At 62.8% G+C, this 25,120-nt stretch carries 24 protein-coding genes, 1 tRNA gene, 1 pseudogene and 1 other annotated feature; of the genes and pseudogenes, 19 read left to right on the forward strand and 7 right to left on the reverse strand.

Features of this window, described 5'->3' with window-relative positions; translation table 11 throughout:
• Nucleotides 1–69: 69 nt before the first annotated feature.
• The gene (gene rpsU, locus GC148_RS08905) at nt 70–279 is read right to left on the reverse strand and encodes a 30S ribosomal protein S21 (RefSeq protein ID WP_034739875.1); all 210 of its coding nucleotides are present in this window, start codon (nt 277–279) and stop codon (nt 70–72) included.
• Nucleotides 280–412: 133 nt separating this feature from the next.
• On the opposite strand from rpsU, the gene GC148_RS08910 reads away from it, so the two are divergent.
• The 3 genes from GC148_RS08910 to GC148_RS08920 all read left to right on the forward strand — a co-directional run bounded on the left by GC148_RS08910 (nt 413) and on the right by GC148_RS08920 (nt 2,039).
• Nucleotides 413–1,024, forward strand: coding sequence for a COQ9 family protein (locus tag GC148_RS08910; RefSeq protein ID WP_291070325.1), 612 nt, complete (start codon nt 413–415; stop codon nt 1,022–1,024).
• A 246-nt stretch (nt 1,025–1,270) separates the two neighbouring features.
• On the forward strand, nt 1,271–1,606 hold the full coding sequence (locus GC148_RS08915; RefSeq protein ID WP_291070326.1) for a DUF2794 domain-containing protein: 336 nt from the start codon (nt 1,271–1,273) through the stop codon (nt 1,604–1,606).
• Nucleotides 1,607–1,703: 97 nt separating this feature from the next.
• The gene (locus GC148_RS08920) at nt 1,704–2,039 is read left to right on the forward strand and encodes a hypothetical protein (RefSeq protein ID WP_291070327.1); all 336 of its coding nucleotides are present in this window, start codon (nt 1,704–1,706) and stop codon (nt 2,037–2,039) included.
• On the opposite strand, the gene GC148_RS08925 is transcribed toward GC148_RS08920, so the two are convergent.
• Nucleotides 2,036–3,910, reverse strand: coding sequence for a DUF885 domain-containing protein (locus tag GC148_RS08925; protein WP_291070328.1), 1,875 nt, complete (start codon nt 3,908–3,910; stop codon nt 2,036–2,038). The two genes, GC148_RS08920 and GC148_RS08925, sit on opposite strands and share 4 nt — an antisense overlap.
• 113 nt (nt 3,911–4,023) lie before the next feature.
• On the opposite strand from GC148_RS08925, the gene GC148_RS08930 reads away from it, so the two are divergent.
• The 5 genes from GC148_RS08930 (at nt 4,024) to GC148_RS08950 (ending at nt 8,865) form a co-directional block, all read left to right on the forward strand.
• On the forward strand, nt 4,024–4,812 hold the full coding sequence (locus GC148_RS08930) for a SapC family protein (RefSeq protein ID WP_291070372.1): 789 nt from the start codon (nt 4,024–4,026) through the stop codon (nt 4,810–4,812).
• 180 nt (nt 4,813–4,992) lie between these two features.
• Nucleotides 4,993–7,104, forward strand: a complete 2,112-nt coding sequence (locus tag GC148_RS08935; RefSeq protein WP_291070329.1) for a protein-disulfide reductase DsbD domain-containing protein — start codon at nt 4,993–4,995, stop codon at nt 7,102–7,104.
• A 43-nt stretch (nt 7,105–7,147) separates the two neighbouring features.
• Nucleotides 7,148–7,303, forward strand: coding sequence for a hypothetical protein (locus GC148_RS08940; protein ID WP_291070330.1), 156 nt, complete (start codon nt 7,148–7,150; stop codon nt 7,301–7,303).
• Between the two features lie 67 nt (nt 7,304–7,370).
• The gene (locus tag GC148_RS08945; RefSeq protein WP_291070331.1) at nt 7,371–8,351 is read left to right on the forward strand and encodes an alpha/beta hydrolase; all 981 of its coding nucleotides are present in this window, start codon (nt 7,371–7,373) and stop codon (nt 8,349–8,351) included.
• A gap of 58 nt (nt 8,352–8,409) precedes the next feature.
• Nucleotides 8,410–8,865 (forward strand): hypothetical protein, encoded by a 456-nt coding sequence (locus tag GC148_RS08950; RefSeq protein ID WP_291070332.1) that lies wholly within the window; start codon nt 8,410–8,412, stop codon nt 8,863–8,865.
• Here GC148_RS08950 and GC148_RS08955 read toward each other — a convergent pair.
• From GC148_RS08955 to ggt, 4 genes are all read right to left on the reverse strand, one after another.
• A complete protein-coding gene (locus GC148_RS08955) occupies nt 8,862–9,683 on the reverse strand; it encodes a ferredoxin--NADP reductase (RefSeq protein ID WP_291070333.1) in 822 nt (273 codons plus the stop codon). The genes GC148_RS08950 and GC148_RS08955 overlap by 4 nt on opposite strands.
• Nucleotides 9,684–9,765: 82 nt before the next feature.
• Complete coding sequence (locus GC148_RS08960) at nt 9,766–10,320, reverse strand: rhodanese-like domain-containing protein (RefSeq protein ID WP_291070334.1); 555 nt, start codon at nt 10,318–10,320, stop codon at nt 9,766–9,768.
• A 115-nt stretch (nt 10,321–10,435) separates the two neighbouring features.
• Nucleotides 10,436–11,023 carry a thymidine kinase gene (locus GC148_RS08965; protein WP_291070335.1) on the reverse strand — a complete coding sequence of 196 codons (588 nt, stop codon included), beginning with the start codon at nt 11,021–11,023 and terminating at the stop codon, nt 10,436–10,438.
• Between the two features lie 17 nt (nt 11,024–11,040).
• Nucleotides 11,041–12,816 carry a gamma-glutamyltransferase gene (gene ggt / locus GC148_RS08970; protein ID WP_291070336.1) on the reverse strand — a complete coding sequence of 592 codons (1,776 nt, stop codon included), beginning with the start codon at nt 12,814–12,816 and terminating at the stop codon, nt 11,041–11,043.
• A gap of 78 nt (nt 12,817–12,894) precedes the next feature.
• Between ggt and GC148_RS08975 the strand changes: the two genes are divergently transcribed.
• From GC148_RS08975 to GC148_RS15945, 9 genes and pseudogenes are all read left to right on the forward strand, one after another.
• Nucleotides 12,895–13,890, forward strand: coding sequence for a P1 family peptidase (locus tag GC148_RS08975; protein ID WP_291070337.1), 996 nt, complete (start codon nt 12,895–12,897; stop codon nt 13,888–13,890).
• Nucleotides 13,887–14,930, forward strand: coding sequence for a serine protease (locus tag GC148_RS08980; protein WP_291070338.1), 1,044 nt, complete (start codon nt 13,887–13,889; stop codon nt 14,928–14,930). Before GC148_RS08975 ends, GC148_RS08980 begins: the two co-directional genes overlap by 4 nt.
• A gap of 69 nt (nt 14,931–14,999) precedes the next feature.
• A tRNA-Arg gene (locus GC148_RS08985) sits at nt 15,000–15,076 on the forward strand.
• A gap of 218 nt (nt 15,077–15,294) precedes the next feature.
• Nucleotides 15,295–16,161, forward strand: coding sequence for a hypothetical protein (locus tag GC148_RS08990; protein ID WP_291070339.1), 867 nt, complete (start codon nt 15,295–15,297; stop codon nt 16,159–16,161).
• Between the two features lie 99 nt (nt 16,162–16,260).
• Nucleotides 16,261–16,668: a very short patch repair endonuclease gene (locus GC148_RS08995; protein WP_291070340.1), complete on the forward strand. Its 408-nt coding sequence runs from the start codon at nt 16,261–16,263 to the stop codon at nt 16,666–16,668.
• Nucleotides 16,669–16,762: 94 nt separating this feature from the next.
• Nucleotides 16,763–18,223: a DNA cytosine methyltransferase gene (locus GC148_RS09000; protein ID WP_291070341.1), complete on the forward strand. Its 1,461-nt coding sequence runs from the start codon at nt 16,763–16,765 to the stop codon at nt 18,221–18,223.
• 185 nt (nt 18,224–18,408) lie between these two features.
• Nucleotides 18,409–19,643, forward strand: a protein-coding gene (locus tag GC148_RS09005; RefSeq protein WP_291070342.1) for an IS3 family transposase whose coding sequence is annotated in 2 segments (ribosomal slippage) — nt 18,409–18,703 and nt 18,703–19,643 — 1,236 coding nt in all. Because the reading frame shifts where the segments join, the coding sequence is not laid out codon by codon here.
• Nucleotides 18,696–18,812, forward strand: a sequence feature (AL1L pseudoknot). It overlaps the preceding gene by 117 nt.
• A 216-nt stretch (nt 19,644–19,859) precedes the next feature.
• A pseudogene (locus tag GC148_RS15940) lies at nt 19,860–20,018 on the forward strand (SUMF1/EgtB/PvdO family nonheme iron enzyme); the annotation flags it as partial.
• Between the two features lie 4 nt (nt 20,019–20,022).
• A complete protein-coding gene (locus GC148_RS15945; protein ID WP_366063511.1) occupies nt 20,023–20,289 on the forward strand; it encodes an SUMF1/EgtB/PvdO family nonheme iron enzyme in 267 nt (88 codons plus the stop codon).
• 155 nt (nt 20,290–20,444) lie between these two features.
• Here GC148_RS15945 and GC148_RS09010 read toward each other — a convergent pair whose 3' ends face one another.
• Entirely contained in the window at nt 20,445–21,488 is a 1,044-nt protein-coding gene (locus GC148_RS09010; RefSeq protein WP_291070343.1) for an AGE family epimerase/isomerase, read from the reverse strand.
• Between the two features lie 867 nt (nt 21,489–22,355).
• Between GC148_RS09010 and pelA the strand changes: the two genes are divergently transcribed.
• Both pelA and GC148_RS09020 read left to right on the forward strand, forming a co-directional pair.
• A complete protein-coding gene (pelA, locus tag GC148_RS09015) occupies nt 22,356–23,537 on the forward strand; it encodes a pectate lyase (protein WP_291070344.1) in 1,182 nt (393 codons plus the stop codon).
• Nucleotides 23,486–25,096: a carboxylesterase family protein gene (locus tag GC148_RS09020; protein ID WP_291070345.1), complete on the forward strand. Its 1,611-nt coding sequence runs from the start codon at nt 23,486–23,488 to the stop codon at nt 25,094–25,096. The genes pelA and GC148_RS09020 overlap by 52 nt, the downstream gene beginning before the upstream one ends.
• Nucleotides 25,097–25,120 lie beyond the last annotated feature (24 nt).

Genomic DNA, 25,120 nt, shown 5'->3' on the forward strand with positions numbered 1-25,120 from the left:
GCGGCAAAAAAAACCCCGCCAGCCGGAGCTGACGGGGTTTTTTTGTTCGATCCACAGATCGCCGGTGTCTTACACGATGCCTTCGCGCTGGGCGCGCTTGCGCGCCAGCTTGCGGGCGCGGCGCACGGCTTCGGCGCGCTGACGGGCTTTCTTCTCGGACGGCTTTTCGAACGCCTGACGCGCCTTCATTTCCCGGAACAGACCTTCACGCTGCATCTTCTTCTTCAGCGCGCGCAGGGCTTGTTCGACGTTATTATCGCGGACGACGATCTGTACTATAGGACTTCTCCATCAGGTTCGGTTCGGGCAACGGCCCGGGAATTGGGGCAGACAGGGCCTGACAGCCCGGAAAGCGCGGCCTATATCACGGGCTGTGCCGTTCCGCCAAGCCCTAGCCTGCGGGGAATTTACGATGACTGAAACGCCTTCCGGACTTCTTCGCCGCCGCTGGCTGGACGAACTGGTCCCGGATGTGCCTTTCGAAGGGTGGACCCAAGCTGCCGCCGATGCCGCAGCGGTGCGTGCCGGGCTTACACAAGGTGAACGCGCCCTCGCGGCGCCCAACGGTGTCGTCGACCTCATCGACGGGTTTTTTGACGATGCCGAAGCACGGGCCCGCGCCGCGCTGGCGGAGGTCGACATGGGCGCGCTGCGTGTTCCGGAACGTGTGAAAACCGGTGTCCTGGCCTGGCTGGACGCGCTGGAGCCGAATCGTGAAGCCGTACGCCGCGCCGCCAGCCGGGGTTTCCTGCCCTGGGGCGCGGGCCCCGCGCTGGAGCGGACCTGGAAAGTCGCGGACTTGATCTGGACTGCGGCGGGCGACCTGTCAGAGGACTATAACCGCTATTCCAAGCGCGGCCTTCTGGCTGCGGTTGTGCCGTCCATTGTGCTGCATTGGGCCGACCATCCGGCGCCGGAAGACCTTGACGCCTTCATCGCCCGCCGGCTCGCAACCGTTTCCGGTATAGGTCAGAAGGCCGGACGGATCGTGAAGCCCGTGCTCGAAAGGTTCGGCAAGCGCTAAACGCGCACCGGCTCGTCTTCAATGGGGGGAGGTGTCGGACAGAAGCTGATCAAGCGCCCCAGGGGGCTGGGGGGGCTGATGGGTCTGGAGCACCTGTTAAACGCCTCCGCCCGACAATTCAAAGATGGCGGTGTGCTGTGTCGGCGGCAAGTCCGAAAAGCGGCGTTTTCGGGAAAAGCGGATTAATTCGCAGTTAGCTCCTGGAAGGGCTGGACGGCGGCGCCAAGCTATGCGGAACTGTCATCGATGTCCGAGTTCCCGTCTCGCAAGCCTGCGTCCGATCCCGTGGTCGCTTTCCAGAAGAGCGAGCTGCAGCCCATTCTGGATGTGTACGGCCGGCTGGTGATTGCCGGAGAGGCCCGTGACTATTCGATCGGCTTCGGGCGCGACGTGGCCACCTTCGCAATCTTCCGGCGTCATGCCGAAAGCCCGACCTGGCGGATCGAGAAGGAACCCGCTCTCGCCAACCGGCAGGGCCAGTATGCCGTCTACGGATTGGGCGGTCAGGTGTTGCGGCGCGGACGTGAGCTCAAGCAGGTGCTGCGCGTCTTCGAGAGCCGCAAGTTCACGATCGTCCGTTAACGGATTCCACGCGGGAATTAACCCCTTGTTTACCAAAAACTTCTTGCGAACCAATCTGGAACAGAGTAGGAACAGAACATCGGAACGGAGCAGGAACATGAGCAACGCAGTGAGCTTTCGCGGTCAATCGGGCAAGGCATGGTCTTTCCAGCGGGCGGCAGCTGATGCGCCCTGGGCACGGGCGCCGGGTGTTGCCATCTTCGCGGTTCCTGAAGCCTGCGGCTGGCGCATTTTCCGGGTGATGGAACTCTCCGGCAAGCCGCATGACATCCAGCCGATCTGGGCCTTCGCCGAGGCGGAACGCTATGGCGCCAGCGCGGTGTTCATCTCCCTCGAGTTTGAAGGCGATCTGCGCAAGCACATGGTGGCCGACCTCGAAGCCGGCTTCCAGCCGATCCACCGTTCGGACAATGTGGTCCGTCTAGCCGCCTAGCGCCCGGCTTCCGTATACCAGCGGGTCACGTCGGCCTCGACCATGTCGAGCGGGCGTGGCCCCCCTCCCAAGATCGCCGCATGGAATGCCTTCGGCTCGAACCGGGGCCCGAGGACTCGCTGGGCCCGTTCGCGCAGATCGAGGATCCGCTGGCGCCCGATCCAGTAGGCGGCCGCCTGGCCCGGCCAGACGCTGTAGCGGTCAACTTCGTCGCCGGCCGCTTCCGGGCTGAGCCCTGTCACCGCGATGATGTAGGCCACGGTGCGTTCGCGCGTCCATTTCTGCTGGTGGATGCCGGTATCGGCGACCAGCCGCGCGGCGCGCAGCAGCATCGATTGCAGATAGCCGATCCGCCCAAGCGGGTCGTCCGTATAAAGACCACCCTCATCGGCGAGCGTTTCGGCATAAGATGCCCAGCCCTCGCCATAGCCGACATTCCAGATCAACTGGCGCGCCAGCGGCAGTCCGCCGTTTTCCGTCGTCATCGCGCTTTCAAGATGGTGGCCGGGCAGCGTCTCGTGGAACACCAGTGTCGGCAGGCTGTAGTCCGGCCAGTCGCTCATGCGCGTCAGGTTGATCTCGAACCGGGCGGGGTTCCGGCCGTCGGCGGTGCGCGGTGTATAGGCGGCAGAAGGCGCCGATGCGGCAAAGGCGAGCGGCACCATGCTGACCGTAACGGCCGAGGCCGGCACAGGACCGATCTGGTCTTCGACAACTGCGCTGGCGCGGGTGGTCAGACTCGACAACCGTTCAATCAGCGCGGCGCGGCCAAGATCGGAATCCTCGTAGAGCTGGCCGGGCTGCTGGGCGAGAAAGGCCAGGCGCTCGCCGACCGTGCCTTCGACAAGACCCGCTTCGGTGAGAGCCGCGTCCAGTTCCTCCGTCAGGCGGGCCACGTCCGAGAGGCCACGTGCGTGCAAGGCGTCCGGTGTTTCCGAAGTGCCCGTGTAGGCGGCGAGGACGGCGCGGTAATACCTGTCGCCATCCTTCAATTGCCAGATGCCCGGCTCTGCCGGCGCAGACTCCATCAGCTTGCCGGCTGCATCGGCAAAACGTCCATAGGCGGGCAGAAGCGAGCCCGTAAAAACGGTACGCATCTGCTTCGAATAGGAATCGCGCGTCGCCGGTGTCAGGCCGGAGACCCCGTTCAACAGATTGTCAAACGTCTGTACAAGGAAGGATGTGTCCGGCGTCTCCAGCGCGCCGGCGGCCGCCACGGTCTGCATGCGCAGCAGGATTGGTGCAGGCGGCACCACACCGGCGCGGGCGTCGGCGTCGAGGCGCCGGCGCTCGTCATCCAGCGCGCCCGGCAGCTGTGCCATACGGGCAAGGAAGGCGTCCAAGTCCTCGGGCGTTTCCATCGGCTGGAAGCGCACCAGCAGTTCCGGCACATCGAGATAGGCGCCCCTCATGTGATCGGCCACATAGGGGTAGAAGACCGACAGGTCGCCCGCGCCATGGCCCGATACCAGCACCGCTTCGGCCGCTTCATGCGCCGCGATCACGGTGTCGAGGTTGCGGGCCAGCGCGCTGCCGGGGGCCGGGCGGGCGGTCCGCACAAGAGCATCGAGGGTTTCGAGCCGTTCAAGACGCGCACGCTCGAAGGCCGCCTGCGAGCGGTCGGTCAGATAGCGGCCGAAGGGGAATCCGGCCGTTTCCGGCAACAGGCCGAGACGGGTGGCGAGCTCGGGGTCGCGCACCAGTTCGTTCTGCGCCACCGTCATGAGCGTCCGGTCCACTTCGCGGGCGATGCGCCTGGGCGTACCTTCCGGATCAGCGCCGCCCGAACATCCAACAAGCGCAACAGAAGCGAGCAAAACGCCCGCAAAAGCGAGCACTGCAGGACGGCCGGGTAGGGTGTTCAAGCGCATGACGTTTTTTTCACGGTACTCAGACTGTAATTGAGCCCGGTTCGGGTGTTGTGGCCAGTGTATATTTCCGGTATCGCTCCCGCCAAATTCTCAAGGAGTTCAGCCCCGTGACCATGCCCACCGCGAATGGCGGACAATCGCCCATCACCGGACAAGTCCTGTTCTACAAGCAGCCGCAGCCCCTTTCGGCTGAAACCCATGGCGGTCTTGGTGTGAAACAGGTTGCGCAACCTTTTGCCTTCCTGCGCGAAGCGCATGCCGTGCCGGTTACGGTCACCGAGTTTGGTGTCTGCGCCGCCTCCTATCCGATCATTTTCGTCGGTGATGAGCGCACGCCGGTTGCTGTCATGGGTGTACGTCAGGGCCAGAACCTGTTCGTGGATGCCAATGGCTTGGTCGTCGAAGACCACTACATCCCCGCCTTCGTGCGCCGCTATCCGTTCGTGTTCGCGGCCGACGAAGCCTCGGACCGCCTGCTGCTCTGCGTCGACCGCGCCGCGCCGATGGTCTCGAACCAGCCGGATGTCGCCTTCTTCGAGAACGGCCAGCCGAGCAAGTTCACCAATGACGCCATCGAATTCTGCAAGGAATTCGAGCGCCAGCGCCGCGCGACGCTCGATTTCGTCAAGATGATCTCTTCGATGGATCTGTTCGAACAGAAGACGGTCGTCTTCCAGCCGCGTGATCCGCAGGGCAATGAAGTCGGCCCGCAGCAGAAAGTGGCCGATTACTGGGCCATCTCGGAAGAGAAGTTGAACGCGCTCGCCCCCGAAAAGTATCTCGAGCTGCGCAACAATGGCGCGCTGGGTGCCTGCTACGCCCACATGGTGTCGCTGCTGAACTGGTCGAAAGTGATCCAGCGCGCCGTCCGCACCCCGCCGACGGGCCAGGCTGCCGCCTGATCTCAGCGGGACAGGGTAAACGCCCGCCCTCTATGCCTTCGAACGGCCCTCCACGGTGGAGGGCCGTTTGTCATTTCAGGCCAGGTGCGTCATCACGAAGAGGCGACCGGGGGTTTGTCCTGTGGCACGACCGGCGCATATGCTCGGGAAACAACGCATCTGGCAGGGAAGCCGACATTGATGACCCGCTTTTATCGCGCCGCATTGGCCGCCCTCGTAGGCCTCATGTTGATCGTGCCGGCCGCTTCGGCCCAGTGGTCGGCGTCCGGCAAGCGGGCCACGGCCGAATTGGTGTCGGATCGGTCCAGCGTGGCACCGGGCGAAACCGTCTACATCGCGCTCAAGATGACCATGGAGCCGGGCTGGCACATCTACTGGCGCAATGCCGGCGATGCCGGCCTGCCGCCGCAGCTGATCCTCAAGGAGGAAACCAACCTGCCGGAGGGTGCCGTGGGCGAGATGCTCTGGCCGCTGCCGAAGCTGCTTCCGGTCGTCGACGGCGAGATCATGGATTACGGCTATGACGAAGAGGCTGTCTTCGCCATGCCATTGACGATTCCGGAAACGGCATCGGGTGAAGTGCGGATCGAGGCCGTTGCCGATTATCTGATCTGTGAGTCCGTCTGCGTTCCCGAGGCGCAGGATGTGTCGTTGGTGCTGCGGGTCGGTGCGCCGGAAGAGAATGTGGCAGGAGGCGATCTGATCGGCGCCTGGATTGCAAAGGTCCCCGGCCCGTTTCCGGGCGAGGCGCGGATCGACGACGCGGCGTCGCCTTGGACTCTGAGCCTGTCTCTCGAAGGCGGCTTCCCGAAAGGCGCGCGTATCCGGTTTTTCCCGTCCGGCCATGAGATCCGGCATCCGGCCGACCAGCCCCAGCGCGAAGGCCCGAATGGCGCGAGCCTTTCCCTCACGCCGGATCCCTCTGGCGCGGTGGATGAGACGCTGGAAGGTATCATTCGGGTCGACATGCCCGGCGCGCAACCGGTGGGTTATGAAATCAGCGCGGCGCGCGGCGGCGTGTTTCCCGGCACGGCCGACACGGCAGTGGTTTTGGCCGGACCGGCGGGCGACGCGGTGCTGGGCTTTGGCGGCTTGCTGGCGCTGGCCGGCCTCGCCTTCGTCGGCGGCCTGATCCTGAACCTCATGCCCTGCGTTCTGCCGGTCCTGTCGATGAAGGCGGTCGGCATGGTTTCGGCCGCTTCGAGCGGTCATGCAGGCGAGCTGAAATCCCATGGCCTTTGGTATACGGGCGGTGTGTTGGTGTCGTTCGCCGCGCTCGCGCTGGCGATCCTGGCCGTGCGCCAGGCGACCGGATTTGCAACGCTCGGCTTCCAGCTTCAGCACGCGCCCACTGTGGTCGTCCTTGCACTGATCATGTTTGCCGTCGGCCTCTGGCTGATGGGCATGTTCGAGCTGGGTAGTTCCATTCAGAACACAGGATCGGGTCTGGCCAGCCGAAGCGGCGCAGCTGGCGCCTTCTTCACCGGCGTCCTGGCCGCGGTCGTCGGCGCGCCCTGCGTCGGCCCCTTCCTTGGCGTCGCGCTGGGCGCGGTGATGGGCCAGCCTGCACCCGCAGTGATCGCGGTTTTCCTGGCCATGGGATTCGGCATGGCGCTGCCGTTCCTTGTGCTCAGCTTCATGCCGGGTCTGCACCGTATCCTGCCGAAACCCGGCAAATGGATGGAAACCCTCAAACAGGCTTTTGCATTCCCGATGTTCCTGACCGCGGCCTGGCTGCTTTCTGTGGTGGCCGGCCTTGCCGGGGCAGGGGCGGTCGGCTGGACGCTGGCTGGCGCGACAACGCTCGTCTTCGCCATCTGGCTGGCAAAGTCGGGCGGGATGGTCCGTCGTGCGATCGCGCTGGCGGCGCTGGGCGCGGGTTTCGTCGTACCGGCTGTCCTCGCCAATGTGCCGGACGATTTCGTCGCCGGGGCGCCGGAACTGCCGTCGTATGCTGAAGGCGTCTGGTCGCCGGAGGAAGTCGACAACCTTTTGGCGGAAGGCCGTCCGGTCTTCGTCGACTTCACGGCGAGCTGGTGCGCCAGCTGCCAGGTCAACAAGCTCACCACCCTCTCCTCGAAACGGGTCCGAACCGCTTTCGAAGCGGCAAACGTTGCCTTTCTCGTCGCGGACTTCACACAGAAGGATCCGGTGATCGCCGAGGAACTCCGGCGGCGCGGACGCGCCGGTGTGCCGATGTACCTCTGGTATCCGGCGGCAAGCCGCGAGCCCGTCGTGCTGCCCGAACTGCTCTCACAGGACCTTGTAATCGGATACGTTGAGGACCGTTAGGCCCGGCCGTATTCGTAAACCGCGCTCAGAAAGGACCCCGCCGATGCAGATCACCCGCCGCCACCTCTCGCTCGCGGCCGGCATGGCCGCCGCTGTTGCTCTGACGGCGGCTGCGCTGATCGCCTCGACCGCGCGGCCGGTTCCCAGCTCCGTGATGCCGCCCGCGGCGCCGCCTGCGGGCACCGTTCCGCAGCCGTGACGTTGCGGACGGGCTTGATCCACACACCGGGTCAGGGTCAGACTGCCTGCAGAAATGGGAGCGATACATGAGCCGGGAAAGCGATCCGATCGTACGGGACCAACCGGCCGAGATTCCGTCCGAAGGCGGCCCGCTCGCCGAGTATCGCGGCGCACTGCCGCCGGCGCCGGACTGGTTTCCAGAAGCTGTTGCCACACCTTACGAAACCAATCGGGTCGATGTGCTGGGCGCCGAAGTGTCCTATCAGCGCTGGGGCAAGCGCGGCGCGCCGGGGCTTTTGTTCGTGCACGGAAACGGTGCCCACGCCCATTGGTGGGACTTCATCGCGCCATACTTTGCCGAGCATTACAATGTCGCGGCCCTGACCTTCTCGGGCATGGGCGAGAGTGCGTGGCGGGAAACCTATGACATGGCGACCTTTTCGGCCGAACAGGTTGCCGTCGCCGAAGACGCGGGCCTGTTCGACGGGCCGCGCAAACCGGTCATCGTGGCCCATTCCTTCGGCGGCTTCGTGACGCTCGTCACCGGCGCCGAGCATGGGGACCGGTTCGAGGGCATGGTGATTGTCGACAGCCCGGTGAACCCGCCGGAGCGTCCGCATCAAGGCCCGTCACGGGCGGGCCGTCCGCACAAGGTCTACGCCGATCTCGCGACGGCGCTGGCGCGCTTCCGGCTCGCGCCGCCCCAGCTTTGCGAGAACCATTATGCCATGGACTATATCGCGCGCTGGAGCCTCAAGCGCGCTGAAGGTGGCTGGACCTGGAAGTTCGATCCCACGATCTGGACCCGGTTCGAGCCGGGCCGGGATGGCGGCGAGTTGCTGAAGGCTGCCAAATGCCGGGTCGCGATCATCCGCGGAGAGGAAAGTGCGCTGATGCCGGACATCGTGCGCGACCATATGCGCGGCCTTCTGGGCCACCAGGTGCCGTTCGTGTCGATCCCGCATGCCCGCCATCATGTCATGCTCGACCAGCCGATCGCGTTCATCTCCGCCCTGCGCATGCTACTGGCGGAATGGGACCATTCTGACCCGCACCGGCGCGTCTGACCTTGCGCCGCAACCCGGCTCGGATAGAGTCGGCGCGGTTGTGGCCAGGGAGCCTCGGATGCGGCGTTTTAGCGGACTCGTCTTGATCTTTGCCGCAGCTGCGGTTTCAGCCTGCTCGACTTCGCCGAAGCCGCTGCCATTGCCGCCGCCTGCGCCGGATCTCAGCGAGCCCCAGACGCTGCCGGCACCCGGCAAGAGCGTTCTCTATACGGATTGTATCGGACAGGCGATTGATCGCAGCGCAGTTACCCGCGTGTCCGGCGAAGGGGTAGAACTCTTGCGGTTCACCTGCACCGGCGCGCCTGCCCAGCGCTTCTACGAGGCCCTGGGCGTGCCCGGCGGTGCAGCGGGGTCGACCTGGACCGAGGGCGGCCGCTCGTTCCGGTCCACATCGGCTATCCGCGAAAGTCTTTTCGGCGCAGACTATTGCTCCACCGGCCCGGGTGGCGCGACCTGCCAGATCCACCTCAACACCGGCCCCTTCCTGACGGCGGCGCCGCCAGCACGCGGTTAGCCGGCGAAGGCCTTCTCGATCACGAATTCTGCTGGCGCGGCATTGGAGCCTTCGGTCAGGCCTGCTTTTAGCATCAGGGCTTTCACGTCCTGGATCATTTCCATCGAGCCGCACATCATGGCGCGGTCCGTGGCGGGATTGAGCGGTGGTACGCCAAGATCCTCGAACAGCTTCCCGCTCTCGATCAGCGCCGTGATGCGGCCCATCCGCTCGGACGGCTGGCGCGTGGTGGAGGCATAAAGCGTCAGCTTGCCTTCAACCATCTCGCCGACCAGAGGGTCTTCCTTCAGGCTGGCGACCAGGTTTTTCGAATAGGTCAGTTCGGCCACATCGCGGCAAGTATGGGTCACGATCACCTGCTCGTAACGCTCATACGTTTCGGGATCGCGCACCAGGCTGGCGAAGGGTGCAAAGCCGGTGCCGGTGGAGAACATGTAAAGCCGCTTTCCGGGCGTCAGTGCGTCGAGCACCAGCGTGCCAGTGGGCTTGCGGCCGAGCAGCACCTTGTCGCCCGTCTGGATCGCCTGCAGGCGGGACGTCAGCGGGCCGTCCGGCACCTTGATCGAATAGAATTCAAGCTCTTCGTCCCAGGACGGGGAGGCGACCGAATAGGCGCGCAACAGTGGTTTGCCGTCTTCCTTGGGCAGGCCGATCATCACGAATTCGCCGGACCGGAAGCGGAAGCTCTTCGGCCTGGTCGTGCGGAAGCGGAACAGGCGGTCGGTATAGTGCTCGACTGCGAGGACGGTCTCCTCGGTCGGTCCATTGGGGTTCACTTTAGCGGCGGCCGTCTGGCCGGCGGGCGCGTCAGCGCTCATCCTCAGCCCTCCTGGGAAGTATCTGAGGGCCAATTGACCCCGCGACGCGGCAAAAGCAATGCGTCAGATGATAGCTTTAGTTTTACTGAAGATTCGGCGCGCTGACCCAATGCACTTCGGGGTCTTCGATGCTGTAGGCGCCGTTCAGCTCATAGATATTCTCATAGCCATAGCCATAGAGATTGATGAAGGTCGGCACGTTGAGCGCCAGTTCGACACGTTTCAGCATCACCGGCGCGACATTGTCGGTGAAGTTGTTGTTGCAATAGATCAGGATACGCCGGTCCATTGCGCCGATCACTTCGGCCAGCATGCCGTCAGAGAAGTCGGAGAAATTCAGGTTAACGGCGCCATTTATGTGGCCCATGAAGTAGGCACCGGCGCTGCGGGAATCGAGCACCAGCGTATTCGGGTCGGCCTTCATTTCGTTGAAGGTCTCAAGATCGATCAACCGGCCTTCGCGGTAATGGGCGATATCGGAGCCGAGTTCCATGAATCCGGGATAGTCGATCAGGCCCGGTTCGGTCTGCGCCTGGGCAGGCGGCACGGCAAGGGCGCCGATGGCGATCGAAACAAGGCCGAGCAGGGCCACGAAAGCCACAACTGGCAAGCGGGTGCGGACAGGTTCGGTATTCATGGGCAGCCTCCTTGATGCGGCCTCGAGCCTGAAGAGTCGCAGGACTCCATGGCCGGATTGTGCGCGCACGGTGGATTTGCTGCGAATTTCATGCCGTTCCGGCATCCAGGCCGGCTTACGCGGGCGGACAACGCCCCATGCGTTCTTCCCAGTGACGCCGGCAGAGCGAGAGGTAGGTCGTCTTCTCTATTGAGATCTGGTCGCCTTCGGTCAGCGCTTTTCCGTCCGGCCCAAGGCGCACCACCATTGTGGCCTTGCGACCGCATTCGCAGATCGTGCGCACTTCACGCAGGTTGTCGGCGATGGCGAGCAGCGCGGCAGAGCCTTCGAACAGTTCGCCCCGGAAATCGGTGCGCAAGCCGTAGGCCAGGACCGGCATGCCGAGATGGTCCGCCACGCGGGCCAGCTGCCAGGCCTGCGCCTTGGTCAGGAACTGCGCCTCATCTACGAAGACCGCGTCGATCCGGCCGTGCCCCATACGCTCCTGGATCAGGGCGAACAGATCCGTCTCTTGCGTGTAGAGCGTTGCCTCGGCCGAAATACCGATCCGTGAACTGATATGGCCGTCTTCAGCCTCGCGGTAGAGCGCCGAAGTCAGCAGCAACACCTCCATCCCCCGTTCGCGGTAGTTGTAGGCCGCTTGCAACAGGATCGTCGATTTGCCGGCATTCATCGCCGCATACGAAAAGTAGAGTTTCGCCATGGCGGCAGGCCTGCGTGTCAGTTGACGGGCAACGCAGCGCCTTCGCGCCGCGGATCAGCGCCGCCCTCGAGGCCGTTGTCGCGCACCACGATCAGGTGCAGGCCTGAATTCTCACCCGTGCGCTCCTCGACCGTGTAGCCGAGATCCCGCAACGCCTGGGCCGCTTCCGGTCCGCCATCGACATCCACTTCCACGGCAACGGTATCGCCGCGCGCGATGACGTTCGGCAGCGCCGCGGCTTCCTGCGCCGTCTTGCCCCATTCGAGCACGCCGACGAGGGTCTTGGCGACATAGGCGACGATCGAGTTTCCACCAGGCGAGCCGGTGACCATGAACAGGTCGCCGCCTTCGTCGAACACGATGGTCGGCGACATCGAAGAGCGCGGGCGTTTGTTTGGACCGGGAGCATTTGCGACCGGCTTTCCGCCTTTGGTCGGTTCGCGGGAAAAGTCGGTCAGTTCATTGTTCAGAAGGAAGCCACCCGCCATGCGCGAAGAGCCGAAGGCGGCTTCCACAGTGGCGGTCATCGAAACGGCATTGCCGTCCATGTCGATGATCGAAATATGTGTCGTGCCATGGCCGGGCTCGGTCGGATCCTCGCCCCACATCGGACGCAGCGGTTCCTTGCCAAGCACGACGCCCGGATCGCCCGGCGTCGCTTTTTCGTTCGGTGCAAAAGCCTGCAACGCGCGCGCCTTGATGTAGACCGGATCGATCAGTTCCGCCGTCGGCACCGGCACATGGTCGGCGTCAGCCACATAATGGTCGCGGTCGGCATAGCCGAGGCGCTGCGCGTCCACGAATGCCTTGAGGTAAAGGCTCTCATCGACATCCTTCGCCTTCGGCTTGAGGTATTCGTAGAGGCCCATGATCAGGTTCTGGGCAATGCCGCCCGAGCTCGGCGGCGGCGCCGAACAGATCTTGTAGCCGGTCTGCAATTGCCCGCAGACCGCTTCGCGTACGGCCACTTTGTAGTTCGCGAGGTCTTCCAGCGTCATCGCGCCGCCGTCCGGGCCTTCAGCGACGGCGGCCACGATGTCGGCTGCTAGCGGGCCCTGATAGAACGCAGTTGGACCATCCTGCGCCACAGCTGCCAGCGTCGCGGCATAGGCCGGGTTGGTGCGCACGAAGCCGGCCGGCAGGGGTTCGCCGTCCGGATAGAAATAGGCGGCCGTGACCGGATTGTCGTCGAGCCGGATGGCGCCGCGCAGGCGCGGCTCGGCCAGGGTCTCGGCCAGACGCGGCGAGACTTCAAAGCCATCCTCGGCCAGATTGATCGCAGGCTGGAACAGCGAGGCCCAATCTGCACGGCCCGCCGCATCATGCGCTGCCTTGTAAAGCGCGATCTGTCCCGGCACGCCGACCGAGCGGCCCGATTGCCAGGCCGGCACGAAATCCATCACCTTGCCGTCCTTGATGAACAGGTCGGCGGTCGCAGCAGCCGGCGCGAGCTCACGGCCGTCGAACACGGTCAGGGTATCTTTCGCGCGGTTGTAATAGACCATGAATCCGCCGCCGCCGAGACCGGAGCTTTGCGGCTCAACCAGGCCCAGCACAGCGTGCACGGCAATTGCGGCGTCCACGGCATTGCCGCCTTCGCGCAGCACCTTGAGCCCGGCTTCGACCGCGCGCGGGTCAGCAGCGGCCACCATGCCGCCCTTGGTCCACGACAGGTCGCCGAGCGCTTCCGGCGCCGTCGCCTGCGCTTCGGTCGTCGAAGCGGCTGGGGCGACGGTGTGCGGTGCGCAGGCCGAGATCAAAAGTACGAAAGCGAGACTGGTGAGATGGCGCATGTGAAAACCCTTTGCTTGGCGGGGCGCCCGCAGGCCCTTAAGACCGGGGCAGACAAATCAGCTGACAAGGCTCTTAACATGGCAAAGCCGGGTGCGCGCAACCTTATAACCGATGTTCCTGGCATCCGCGTCGGCCAGGCGGCGGATGCTGGCGTGCGCAGCGGAGTCACCGTCATCCTGCCGGACGATTTCTGCGTTGGCGCCGTCGCCGTGGCCGGCGGAGGACCCGGCACGCGCGAAACGGACCTGCTTGGCGGCGGCCGCCTCGTTGGCGGCGCGCACGCCATCTGCCTCGCGGGCGGAAGTGCATTCGGCCTCGCCGCAGCAGATGGTGTGATGGCCGGTCTCAAGGCCGCCGGTCGCGGCTTCGCGCTCGTGCAGCGCCCCGGGGTGCCGCCAACGCCGATCGTGCCGGCAGCGATCCTCTACGATCTCGCCAATGGCGGCGACAAGGATTGGGGCGAGACGTCGCCCTATGCAGCGCTCGGCCGGCGCGCCTTCGAGGCGGCCGGCGACACATTCCGCCTCGGCCGGGAAGGAGCGGGCACAGGCGCCCGCGCCGGCCTCGCACCGGGCGGCACCGGCTCAGCCAGCATCGTCGCCTCGGACGGCCTGACTGTCGGCGCGATCACGGCGGTCAATGCCTTCGGCTCGGTCCGCATACCGGGCAGTGACGCCTTCTGGGCCTGGCCCTATGAGATCGGCGGCGAGTTCGGCGGCAAGCGCCCGGACGCCGCGCACACGTTCGATCCCGAGGACTGGGGCGCCGCCAAGGCCAATCCCGCACCCCGCGAGAACACCACGATAGCCTGTATTGCCGCCGATGCGGACCTCTCGCGTGATGAGGCCGAGCGGGTCGCGCAGATGGCACTGGCGGGCATGGCCCGCGCCATCCGCCCGGTCTTCGCACCGACGGACGGCGACGTTGTGTTCGTCCTCGCCACCGGCCGGCGTCCGCTGGGCGAAAACCGCCCGCTGCAGGTCGCCCGGGTCGGCGAACTTGCGGCCTCCACACTGGCGCGCAGCATCGCGCGCGGCGTATATGAGTCCGAACGGCAGGAGGCTGGCGCATGAACCGTTTTCTGAAGTTTGCCGCCGCGGCGGCGGTGCTCACCGTCACGCTCGTCGGCTGCATGGTGGCGGGGCGCGATGCGGACCCCGCAGACTGGCCCGGCATGGTGTCGATCCAGACCGTTTCAGGCCGGCAGGTGTTCCATGAATGCGGCGGCACGCTCATTGCGCCTGATTGGGTACTCACAGCGGCGCACTGCGCCGAAGACATGCAGATCGACGCGAATGGCCGCGCGGCCCAATATGTGCGCGGCGCGGACGGACGCTGGACCCGGTCCGGCTCCTTGGCGGTCGCCATCGGCCTCAGCGACTTGCGCACCATTCCGCCCGGCAGCGTCTTTGCCGTCCGGAAAGTTGTCGTCCATCCCGGCTACAAGGCCGGTGCACCGGAACGCGGCAACGATCTCGCCCTGCTGCAGCTTTCCTCGCGCGCATCCGCGCCGGTGATGCCGCTCGACGGCCTAGCCGGGGCGCCGGTCGATATCTACCAGCCCTATGCGGACGTGCTGGCCGCCGGATTCGGTCGCAAGGGCGAGGGCGCGCAAGGGGAGGGCGGTGTCACGCGCACCGGGCGGCAGGTCGCGGCCGGATCGTTGATCCTGCAGGAAGGCAACGTGCCGCCGCTGCAACCACCGGTCTGCGCCCAGAAGATCCAGGACGGTCTCGCGGCCGCCAACCTCTCCGGCAGCTTCGCCGGCGTCACGGTCGATGAGGCGACACAGATCTGCGCCGGCATCGGCGGCTCGGATTCCTGTCAGGGCGACAGCGGCGGTCCGCTGGTGCTGCGCGGGCCGGAGGGACCGGTCCAGGTCGGCGTGGTCAGCTGGGGCCTTGGCTGCGCCCGGGCGGAAAATCCCGGCATTTATGCGCGCGTGTCGGCCTATGCCGGCTGGATCGCCTCGGTTACGGGCCTTGCTCTCCCTCCCGCTCCGGCGCCGGAACCGATCGCCGAGGCCTCTGAAGAAGAAGCAGAATCAGAGCCCGCCGGGCCGGCAGATGCACCGGCTTCCACCGAACCCTCCACCCCGGCCCAGCCGGACTGAACGAACCCGTTTTTGTGGCTTGCAAGCCCGGGGGCACGCCTGTATGTGTCCCCTCCTTGCAATGGCCATGCACCCGTAGCTCAGCTGGATAGAGCACCAGACTACGAATCTGGGGGTCAGGAGTTCGAATCTCTTCGGGTGCACCATTTTTCTTAGCGATTGCAAGGCGTAGCTGATCGATCGGATCGGTGCTGCGCGGCTCAGGCCATCGTCAGGCCATATTTAAGGTCTCGGAATTCAACGCGCTTCAGGGGGACGTCACGTCCGCACCAGAGGCTTAGTGCCACCGAGACATCATCCAAACTTCACGGTCCATCAACGGTGTTCAGTCACACCTCCCGATAGAGGGCGGTGAGGTCAGCAGTTGAAATTGTTCATAAGCAGATTTTACGGCTTCCGGCCTGAGATCGTGCCGGCGATCACTTTTTCGTCGTCAACGCATCGCGACAACCTTCTTACGGATTCTGAGCCGGGTGATCGGATAGTGTTCGTCGCCACCAAGACCAAGGAAACCAAGGAAGGTGAACGCGGCCGGCTGCTCGGAATGGCTGAAATAGGTCGCCGCGCCGTAGACACACAGTCAATGGTCGTGGTGTGGCCCCTCCCTCCCGAGATGATGGACGGCGACCGTATCCGATACTCAAGCGCCATTCCGATGACCCGCGCGTGGCGTTTCACCGACACGCCACTGCTGACAGACGTGTTTGAGCGCCAGCTTCCGAGGTCCGCTACTCAGGGAGCAATCCGGGTGAAGGACGCCGACCAACTTGCGACCTTAGCCCTCTCTACAATCGAAGTTGAGTTGCCCGACACCCCAGCTCTTGAACGGGAGCGCGAAATACTGGCGAACCAACGTGACCTACTGCCGAGCCGGGGCCCAAAGCCGTCGTCTGGAAAGCGGGAGTTTGAGGTTGCTCCGCGCAACTTCGGCAACGTTTATGTCCTCAGGTTTGGAAAGCAAGAAGTGTGGAAGGTCGGCAGCTCTCATGATCCGGCGGGCAGGGCGGCTAGCTTCAATACCAACATTCCCTCCGTGGTCACGGGAGAGTCATGGACGCTGTACATGACGCAGGCAACGGGCTCGCCTGACCAGGCACATGCTCTCGAGCACAATCTTAAGGGCACACTCACCAAATTTAGCATCGGTGGTGAGATGTTTGCCTGCAGCCTGCGTGATCTACAGCGCGCATGGAACTCAACAGTAGTTTCGGGGCTGTTTGGCGGCGCGTAGGCTAGTTCGTCCACAGGTCCACAGGTCTACTGGTGCGCCCATAAAAGCTGGATGCTATTGATGTGTCGAATTTGCGCAGCGTGAACGGGCCGAAAAGCGTTGGCTGACTTTGTCTCCCCTGAAAAGCGCAGCCGCATCATGCGGGGCATCAAACAGAAGAACACTAAGCCTGAGTTCCACGTCAGAAAGGCGCTGCACCGTGCTGGCTACAGGTTCCGCCTCCACCGCAAGGACCTTCCCGGTCGTCCGGACATCGTCCTGCCTAAGTACGGGATCGTCATAATGGTGAACGGCTGCTTCTGGCACCAACACGCAGAATGCAAGGAAGGTCGGCTGCCCACGAGCAATCAAGAGTATTGGGTGCCGAAACTGGCGCGGAATGTCGAGCGCGACCGCGAGAAGTCCGAAGCTTTGGCCGCCTTGGGTTGGAACGTGCTGACAGTCTGGGCCTGCACCGCAAACAATCCCGAAGCGCTGGAGAGATGGCTTTCAGACCACCTTCCCTGAACAAAACGAATCCATCCACAAAATCCTGGGAAAAACGCCTGGTCGAACTCGAAAATCACGTTATGTTCCGACCAATCGATTCGGAGATGCGAGCATGTCGAGCAAGTTCAAATACGTAGATTTGTTTGCCGGATGCGGAGGTCTGTCGTTGGGGCTAGAGCAGGCCGGTTTCGAGCTAGCCCTGGCCGTCGAAAAGTCTGACATGGCGGCGGAGACATTCTTCCACAATTTCGTTGAGCGTATCGTTGAGCAAGAGGATTGGGAGAAATTTTCATCGCCCGACACGTCCGTCTTGCAGCAAGCGAAAAAGAAGCTCGTCGTCAAAGAGCTTGCGGCCGTTCTGCAGTGCAAAGAACTGCTGTCTCAGCTAAAGGCTCAAGACATTGATCTCGTTGCTGGCGGCCCGCCATGTCAGGGTTTTTCACTAGCCGGTCGCAGGAATCCCGCCGACGTGCGGAACAAGTTACCTTGGCAGTTTTTAGAGTTTGTCGAGGCTGTTCACCCAAAGGCAGTTGTCATCGAGAACGTGTCGGGGATGAAGCAAGACTTCCTGAAGCATGGGCAGTCCTCGCCTTTCGACCAGCTACGGATAGCGCTCTCTGAAACCGGGCCGGGATACAAAGTTCAGCCCGTACTGCTAAACGCCATGCACTTCGGCACCCCGCAGCACCGTCCGAGAGTGATGCTGATTGGGCTTAGGGCTGATGTAGCAGAGATTCTCGGCTTTGAAGGTTCAAGCCAGACTTGGAAATCCGAATTCGATCACATCCAAACTACGCTCTTCAATCGTCGTCCCGTGGTTGCGCCGAAGGCTACGCACTTCGGCGAGGACATCTTGACTGTTGCGGACGCGATCGGTGACCTTTCCGACGACGGGTATATCGAGAACATAAACATCTCTGAGTTTGCAAATGAGATGCGCGAGAGCACCGAGTGGATGCCAAAGCGAGTTAGAGCTTCATACAGCAAGGGCGCATTGCCGAACCACGCTCGTCGTCGTCACGCTCCACACATTGAGACCCGCTTTCGTCTGTACCAGTACATCCGAGATCAAGGCCTAAATGCCAAGATATTGAATATTCCAAAAGTCGAGGGAGTGTCCAAGAACGGATTGAGGGTGATGGTCGCAGAAGCGCTGGGAAACACCTCGCTGCCCGCTAAAGCGCCCGATGGAGTTACTCTCGCCGAAGACAAGATTGATCTGGTCACGGCGATAATGGAACTTGGCACCAAGAAGCACAGCCAGCGACCTTTGAAATGGAGCGCGCCCAGCCCCACGGTCGTGAGCTTGCCAGATGACTACGTCCACCCCAGCCTGCCTCGAACACTTACAGTGCGCGAACTTGCTCGGTTCCAATCGTTCCCAGATGCATTCGAATTCAGAGCCAAAGAGACCACTGGAAGCCTGAGGCGGCGCTTCGAGGTTCCTCAGTATACGCAAGTCGGAAACGCGGTGCCGCCCAAGATGGCGAAAGCAGTTGGTCTGTCGGTCAAGAAGGCACTTCGTGAGGCATTGTCAAAAGCCAAAGAATTGCCCGCAAGGAAAATCGCTTAAATCCCTAGTCTCTCCTTTAGGAGATCGTCACTGTACCAACCTTGTTTATTCGCGACCGCAGACGCGAGGTGGGAGTCTACAGTGCCGGGGAATAGGTCGCTCAAGTTGCGTTTGAAAAACTCATCCAAGCCGAAGTGAACCGCGCCGGGTTTGCCGGAGGCCATTTTCTTTGAGAGAGTGGACCTATGACAGACAAGAAGCAGAGACCTCCTTACTCGCCAGAGGTGCGTGAGCGAGCCGTTCGGATGGTGATTGAACACGGCGGCGAGTACCCGTCGCAATGGGCGGCGATCGTCTCGATTGCCGGCAAGATCGGGTGCGTGCCGCAGACACTGCATGGCTGGGTCGCGCAGGCCGAGCGGGACGCCGGCAAGCGGTCCGGGCCCAGCACTGAAGAGCGCGAACGGATCAAGGCGCTTGAGCGCGAGAACCGGGAGCTCCGCCAGGCGAACGAGATCCTCCGGAAGGCGTCCGCATATTTTGCCCAGGCGGAGCTCGACCGCCGACCGAAGACATGATCGCGTTCATTGACGATCATCGCGATGTTTATGGGGTCGAGCCGATCTGCAGGGTATTGCCGATCGCCCCATCAACCTATCATGAGGCGGATGCGCGGCGGCGTCGCCCCGAGCTCAAGCCGCCGCGCGTCCGCCGGGATGAGGCGCTGAAGCCGGAGATCCTTCGGGTCTTCAATGAGAACTTCAGCGTCTATGGCGCCAACAAGGTCTGGCACCAGATGAAGCGGGAAGGCTTTGACGTGGCCCGCTGCACCGTCAGGCGCCTGATGAAAGCCATGGGATTGCAGGGCATAATCCGCGGTAAGCCGCACCGCACGACCTACAGCGACAAGGCGGCGCCTTGCCCGCTCGACCATGTGAACCGCAACTTCAAGGCCCCGGCACCGAACAGGCTCTGGGTCAGCGATTTCACCTACGTCTCGACCTGGGCCGGGTTCGTTTACGTCGCCTTCGTGATCGATGTGTTCGCCCGCCGCATTGTCGGCTGGCGTGTCAGCCGGACGGCGCATGCGAGCTTTGTGCTCGATGCTCTTGAGCAGGCCTTGCACGACCGAAGGCCCGGCATCGGAAGTGGTCTTGTTCATCACTCTGACCGCGGCAGCCAGTATGTCAGCATACGGTATACGGAGCGTCTGGCAGAGGCAGGCCTTGAGCCATCCGTCGGCAGCGTCGGTGACAGCTATGACAATGCCCTCGCCGAGACGATCAATGGACTCTACAAAGCCGAAGTCATCTGGCGGAAAGGCCCCTGGAAATCCATGGACGCCGTCGAGTACGCCACCCTCGAATGGGTCGACTGGTTTAATCACCGCCGCCTGCTCGAGCCGATCGGAAACATCCCTCCGGCAGAAGCCGAGGCCAACTACTTTGCAGCGCTGAAGGAAAACGCTATCGCTGCATGACTCTAACCAAACAGCCTCCGGGGTTACCGGCGCGGTTCAGTTGTTTCCCGAGACTTGTCATTGGCTGGTCCGTACGAAAAAGTGTGCTTGAGGCGACGGGTTAAGTAACCAAAGCCAAGCGCGAACCGGACGGATACAACCATCCTGATTCACCACCTACAGCTTTGATCCCGGGTTCAGCGGTATTTTACGCCCCTTCGGTCGTGGTCCCCCGAATCGTGGCAGCCCGTTGCAGGCGCCAACGGGCGCCATCCAGAAGGCCTAGGTAGTTCGATCGAAGCGCGGATAAAACATCCGGTCGTCCGCCTCTCCGTCAATGACTCGATCGAGTTTGCGAAGCGGGCGGGGGGTGGTCTGCCGACGGAAGCACAATAGGCGTATGCAGCTCGACGCGGGCTGTCCGGAGCGCTTTACGAATAGACCGGTAAACCTACTGAAGACAACGAGCAGCAGGCCAACATTTGGTAATGCGCCCGCCGGATGCTTCCGGTCGAACGGGTTTAGCCAGTTCGATATGACCGGCAATGTCTGGGAGCGGACCTGGGGACAGTTCGACAAGGTGGATCCTAATTCTGGCGTGATCTGCAGTAGCTGCTTTCTCTGCGCAGAGAGTTTCTGCCAGCGCGATCGTCCGAACTCATGCTAGCTGCTAGAGCGGGTTTTTTTCTGCTTCACACGTCGGGTGCAGGCTCGTCTACAGATCGAGGAACACGGGTTTTGAGTGGGGCGACTCGATTGCGCATCAGAGTTCAGGCGCTTGACGATGCGGTCCGTCTGGCACCGACGGGACGCTCCGCGACACTAGTCGTTGAGAGATTGCGAGATGCGGATCAACTCGTCGAATGCAAGCACGATATGATACGCTGTGCTAGCAGGTATGCTGCAGCCATTGATGCAACCATCCATGGTTCGGCAGTCTAGCCATCCCCCATCGGGCGCACCGTCGAAATGATCCAGGCGAATCCGGCCTAAATTTTCGATGGCTCTAGTCAGTGCCTCCCTGTCGCCGCCGTGTGCCACAATCAGGTTCGCCTTTAAGGCTTCTGTCAGGGACCAGAGCCTCCGGTCAGAGCGCAGGGGGACTTCGTCGAGGGTGTGTTCCAGAATAATGCATCCGTCAGGTTCGGTGAGCCGGAGCGCGCTGGCAAACAGTTCACCCGCGTGGCGACACACTGCGGTACCCGACAGCTCCGCATGTTTCTGCAGTAACCACGTCCACTCATAATGGTGGCCAGCCTCTACGCGGTTCACTGAACTTTCGTCCCCTAAGGGGAAACAAAACTCCCGCAAGGTCGATGATCCGTTATCGAAAAATACACGCAGGACGAAATCGCGGATCTTGGTACAACGCTCCAGATAATCGATCCTGTCGAACGCGGCAGCTGCCGCGAGATAGGCCTCGAATAGGTGCATGTGCGGGTTTTGTGACCGCTGGGGGCTCGCAGGCAGGGTTTCAAAGTATCCGTTTCCATCCGGCTGCCGCTTGCCAGTTGATTCAAGCGCGAGGGTCAACCGTTCTGCGGGCAGTACCACTAGTTCCTTCAAACCGGCCGCGGCGACGGCCGAAAATGCAAGCAGGACAAACGCCGAATCGTATAGGCTCGCGCGATCGTGTGTCAGTCCTTTGCCGAGCTCGATCTCGAAGCCATACAACCCGTCATGACGTTGGCATTGCTCGACCAGAGTAGCGACGCCCAAGCGCATCATCTGTTCGCTGATCTGGCATTGCCATCCCATCTGATATGCTTTCGCGAACACGTATGTCTGGCGGGCCTGGACGCGCACACGTGTTTTTGGGTTTGTGATCGGCTGACCAGACCCGTCGAGTTCTTCCCAGAAGCCCAACGAGGGGCACACTCCGGCTGACGACCACAGCGGAAAGGCCTTCTCAAACAGCCACGACCGTGCCCAGTCAGCGTTCCCCCGAAGGTGTTGAACGACCTCGGTATGCATTGCAATTGTCACAAACACCCCTCGGACATTCAATGTCGTAACGTTACGAATACCCTACCGATTGCCGGGCCGCTGTTCAAGTTCTGTTGACGATTTGGTTTGCCTACGATGAAGCGAATGTAGTCTTAGCTAGAGCGCCGCTGTGCGCAATGTCGGAGACCTGCTTCACGAACGCGGGTTCGCATTTGTCTAACAGCACCTGTCCAGGTATCAGTCATTGCAGCTAACCAGTTTCGGCGGGATCATCCTGTTTAAGAGCGGACACCTATTGCGCTGCTCCGGTGCTGAGCGTCTTGGCGACGTTGTCTGGCGCGAGGATGATCGATTGGAAAGCCGGTTGAAAAATTTCAGGAGACCGCGATTGGGTCGATGCTTCGAAACTTCATTCACGATAATAAAAAAAGAGGAGAAGATCATCCCACAAAATTCCCTACAAATATTCCTACAAATCAAAAATTTTTTGCGTTTAACGTCCTGTTATAAATAGGTTTTTTATATTCTCCGGAGCGCTTCGCCCGCTCCAGAAGGAAAAACATTCCGGTTACCGAAAAGTCGTTGCGCTGACCGTGGCCGGGGGCGCGCCCCAGCGCTGGGTTCTTGCGTGTCTGGCCACTCCTCAAACTGTCCACAAAAGGCTCCACAAGTCGGGGGTCCCTGGACTGTTTTCGCCTTGGGCGCTTGTTCTCCTTGACCAAATGCCACCGGTGTCATTTAATCGTCGGGAAGGGCTGACACAGATCGCTCTCCGGGAGGACTGACATGACGGGTTCGGCGCGTTTTCAGAAAGGCATCCGGCGATGGGCGGCCAGCGCCGCCGCGATGGCGCTCGCGCTCGCCGGGCCGGCCGGAGCGGACGGACTTTCGGTCATCGGGTTCGACGATGCTGTGCATCACTGGCAGCTGAAGCGGGGCAGCGACTATCCGCGCCACGACGAGTCTGATGTCCGGGCCATCGCTGACAACCTGCTTCTCATGCAGCGTAATCATGGAGGGTGGGTGCAGAACCGCGATCCGCTGCAGGTGATGAGCGCCGGGGATGTGAAACAGTTGCTGGCGGAAAAGGGAGAGACCCAAGGCAGCTTCGACAACCGGAACGTCTTTACACAGATCGAATACCTGATGGGCGCATTCGTGCTGACCGGCGAACAGCAGTATCGCGAGGCTGCCACGCGCGGGCTGGATTACTTGTTGCGCAACCAGTTCGAAACTTGTGGTGGCTGGCCGCACAGTGTTCCGGCGCAGGCGGCCTACCAGTCGCGCCTGACTGTTGCGGATGAAGTGTTCTCCGGACCTTTGACGCTGCTTCGGCGGATTTCCGAGGCCCGCGCGCCGTTCGATGCGTTCGATGCCGAGACGCGCGCCACGGCGAAGGCTGCGCTGGCGCGCGGCGAGGATTGCCTGCTTCGCCTTCAGGTGCGCCAGGGCGATACCCTGACGGGCTGGGCGGGACAGTATGATCCCATGACCCTGGCGCCAATGGGTGGTCGCACTTTCGAGCTGACGGCCATCGTTTCGCAGGAGACCGTCGCCATCCTCGATTACCTGATGTCGATCGAGAGCCCGTCCCCCGAGGTAATCGCCAGCGTTGCGGGCGCGGCCGAATGGTTGCGCGCTGTTCAGATCGAAGGGTGGCGTCTTGAGACGGTGCCTTTGCAGTCTGAGCAAGCCTACCGGTACCACAACGCGAAGTTCGACCGGCAGTTGGTTGCCGATCCGGGAGCACGGCCTTTGTGGGCGCGGTTCTATGACATCGCCGACAATACGCCGGTTCTGGCCAACCGCGACGGAATGCGCGTGGAGCGTTTCGACCAGATCGATCCGGAGCGGCGCACCGGCTACAGCTGGTATGGCAACTGGGCCTCAACGCTGCTGGACCGTGACTTTCCGGCATGGCGCTGCCGCGTGCTGGGCACGACATCCGAGGGCGCGCCATGCACATGAACCGGCGCCACCTTCTGTTGACGGCGGCGATGGCGCCGATGGCAGGCTTTGCACGCGCCGGAACCGCCGACCCGGTGATTCTCACAACGTCCGGACCGGTGCGCGGGCTTGTGCAGGACGGCATCAACGTATTTCGCGGCGTGCGCTACGGCGCCGATACCGCCACCACGCGGTTTGCAAAGCCAAAGCGGCCCGATCCGTGGACGGAAGTTCAGCCGGCGACCGGCTACGGCGCTTCGTCGCCCCAGCGCGGCGGCGACGCCCGACAGTCCGAAGACTGCCTGTTCCTGAACGTCTGGACGCCGGGGCTTGGCGATGGCGGGTTGCGGCCGGTGATGGTCTACATCCATGGCGGCGCCTACAATTCGGGTTCCGGTTCCGACGACTTGTATGATGGCACGCGGCTGGCGGCCCGGCATGATGTCGTGGTGATCACGGTCAATCACCGGCTCAATGCGTTCGGCTATCTCTACCTTGAACCGCTGATACCGGGCGTGTTCCCGGATTCCGGGAATGCCGGGCAGTGGGATCTGGTGCTCGCGCTCGAATGGGTGCGCGACAATGCGGCCGCGTTCGGCGGCGATCCCGGTCGCGTGATGGTGTTCGGCCAATCCGGCGGCGGAGCCAAGATCGCGACGATGATGGCATCGCCGGCTGCGGCGGACCTGTTCCATTCCGCCGCAACGATGAGCGGGCAGCAGGTGACCGCATCCGGGCCGCTACATGCCGAGCGGCGCGCGCGTACCTTGCTGGAGGCGCTGAAGATCGACGCGAGCAGGCCTGCTGCCATCGCCGAATTGCCAGCCGCGCGGATCGTCGAGGCGCTCGATGCGCGCGATCCGCTGGACGAGACGCAAGGTCTGTATTTCGGTCCGGTGCTGGACGAACGGATGCTGACGCGCCACCCGTTCTGGCCGGATGCGCCTGCGCAATCGGCCCGCATTCCGATGATCCTCGGCAACACGCTGGATGAGACGCGCACGCTAATCGGACGCCGGGAGCCCGAGAAGTTTGATCTCGGCTGGGAGGATCTGCCGGGCGCGCTGGCGCTGCATATGCGGTGCGATATTGATCCGGGTACGGTGGTTGCAGCCTATCGCGAGGTCTATCCGGAGCGGACGCCGGGTGAGATATTCTTTGCCGCCGCCACGGCCGGGCGATCCTGGCGCGGGCAGGTGGAGGAGGCGGACGCCCGGGCGCGGCAAGGCGCACCCACATGGGTTTACCGGTTTGATCTGCCCTGGACGCAGGATGGCGGAAAATGGGGTGCTCCGCATGCAGTCGATATCGGCTACGTGTTCGGCAATCTCGACAAAGCGAACGCCATGCCGGGCGAAGCGGCGGCCGCCAAACGCATCAACGAGGAACTTGGCGGCGCCTTCGTCTCGCTGGCGCGGACGGGCACGCCGGAGCATGCCGGCCTGACGGGCTGGCCGATGTACCGTGTGCCCTCCCGCGAGACCCTGCTGTTCGGCGCCCAAACGCGTCTCGTGCGCGATCCGCGTGGGGAGGAACGAAAACTGTTTGCGAAAGTGCCCTTCAACCAATGGGGCAGTTGATGCCATTTCCACCAAAGGAGTTGA

The sequence above is a fragment of the Hyphomonas sp. genome, from assembly GCF_016125515.1.
Taxonomy (GTDB): domain Bacteria; phylum Pseudomonadota; class Alphaproteobacteria; order Caulobacterales; family Hyphomonadaceae; genus Hyphomonas.

Excerpts from the sequence above, each read along its gene's own strand:
- GC148_RS08910 (WP_291070325.1), top strand. The coding sequence starts at position 413 with ATGACTGAAACGCCTTCCGGACTTCTTCGCCGCCGCTGGCTGGACGAA.
- GC148_RS08915 (WP_291070326.1), top strand. The coding sequence starts at position 1,271 with ATGTCCGAGTTCCCGTCTCGCAAGCCTGCGTCCGATCCCGTGGTCGCT.
- GC148_RS08920 (WP_291070327.1), top strand. The coding sequence starts at position 1,704 with ATGAGCAACGCAGTGAGCTTTCGCGGTCAATCGGGCAAGGCATGGTCT.
- GC148_RS08925 (WP_291070328.1), bottom strand. The coding sequence starts at position 3,910 with ATGCGCTTGAACACCCTACCCGGCCGTCCTGCAGTGCTCGCTTTTGCG.
- GC148_RS08930 (WP_291070372.1), top strand. The coding sequence starts at position 4,024 with ATGCCCACCGCGAATGGCGGACAATCGCCCATCACCGGACAAGTCCTG.
- GC148_RS08935 (WP_291070329.1), top strand. The coding sequence starts at position 4,993 with ATGACCCGCTTTTATCGCGCCGCATTGGCCGCCCTCGTAGGCCTCATG.
- GC148_RS08940 (WP_291070330.1), top strand. The coding sequence starts at position 7,148 with ATGCAGATCACCCGCCGCCACCTCTCGCTCGCGGCCGGCATGGCCGCC.
- GC148_RS08945 (WP_291070331.1), top strand. The coding sequence starts at position 7,371 with ATGAGCCGGGAAAGCGATCCGATCGTACGGGACCAACCGGCCGAGATT.
- GC148_RS08950 (WP_291070332.1), top strand. The coding sequence starts at position 8,410 with ATGCGGCGTTTTAGCGGACTCGTCTTGATCTTTGCCGCAGCTGCGGTT.
- GC148_RS08955 (WP_291070333.1), bottom strand. The coding sequence starts at position 9,683 with ATGAGCGCTGACGCGCCCGCCGGCCAGACGGCCGCCGCTAAAGTGAAC.
- GC148_RS08960 (WP_291070334.1), bottom strand. The coding sequence starts at position 10,320 with ATGAATACCGAACCTGTCCGCACCCGCTTGCCAGTTGTGGCTTTCGTG.
- GC148_RS08965 (WP_291070335.1), bottom strand. The coding sequence starts at position 11,023 with ATGGCGAAACTCTACTTTTCGTATGCGGCGATGAATGCCGGCAAATCG.
- ggt (WP_291070336.1), bottom strand. The coding sequence starts at position 12,816 with ATGCGCCATCTCACCAGTCTCGCTTTCGTACTTTTGATCTCGGCCTGC.
- GC148_RS08975 (WP_291070337.1), top strand. The coding sequence starts at position 12,895 with ATGGCAAAGCCGGGTGCGCGCAACCTTATAACCGATGTTCCTGGCATC.
- GC148_RS08980 (WP_291070338.1), top strand. The coding sequence starts at position 13,887 with ATGAACCGTTTTCTGAAGTTTGCCGCCGCGGCGGCGGTGCTCACCGTC.
- GC148_RS09000 (WP_291070341.1), top strand. The coding sequence starts at position 16,763 with ATGTCGAGCAAGTTCAAATACGTAGATTTGTTTGCCGGATGCGGAGGT.
- GC148_RS15945 (WP_366063511.1), top strand. The coding sequence starts at position 20,023 with ATGCAGCTCGACGCGGGCTGTCCGGAGCGCTTTACGAATAGACCGGTA.
- pelA (WP_291070344.1), top strand. The coding sequence starts at position 22,356 with ATGACGGGTTCGGCGCGTTTTCAGAAAGGCATCCGGCGATGGGCGGCC.
- GC148_RS09020 (WP_291070345.1), top strand. The coding sequence starts at position 23,486 with ATGGCGCTGCCGCGTGCTGGGCACGACATCCGAGGGCGCGCCATGCAC.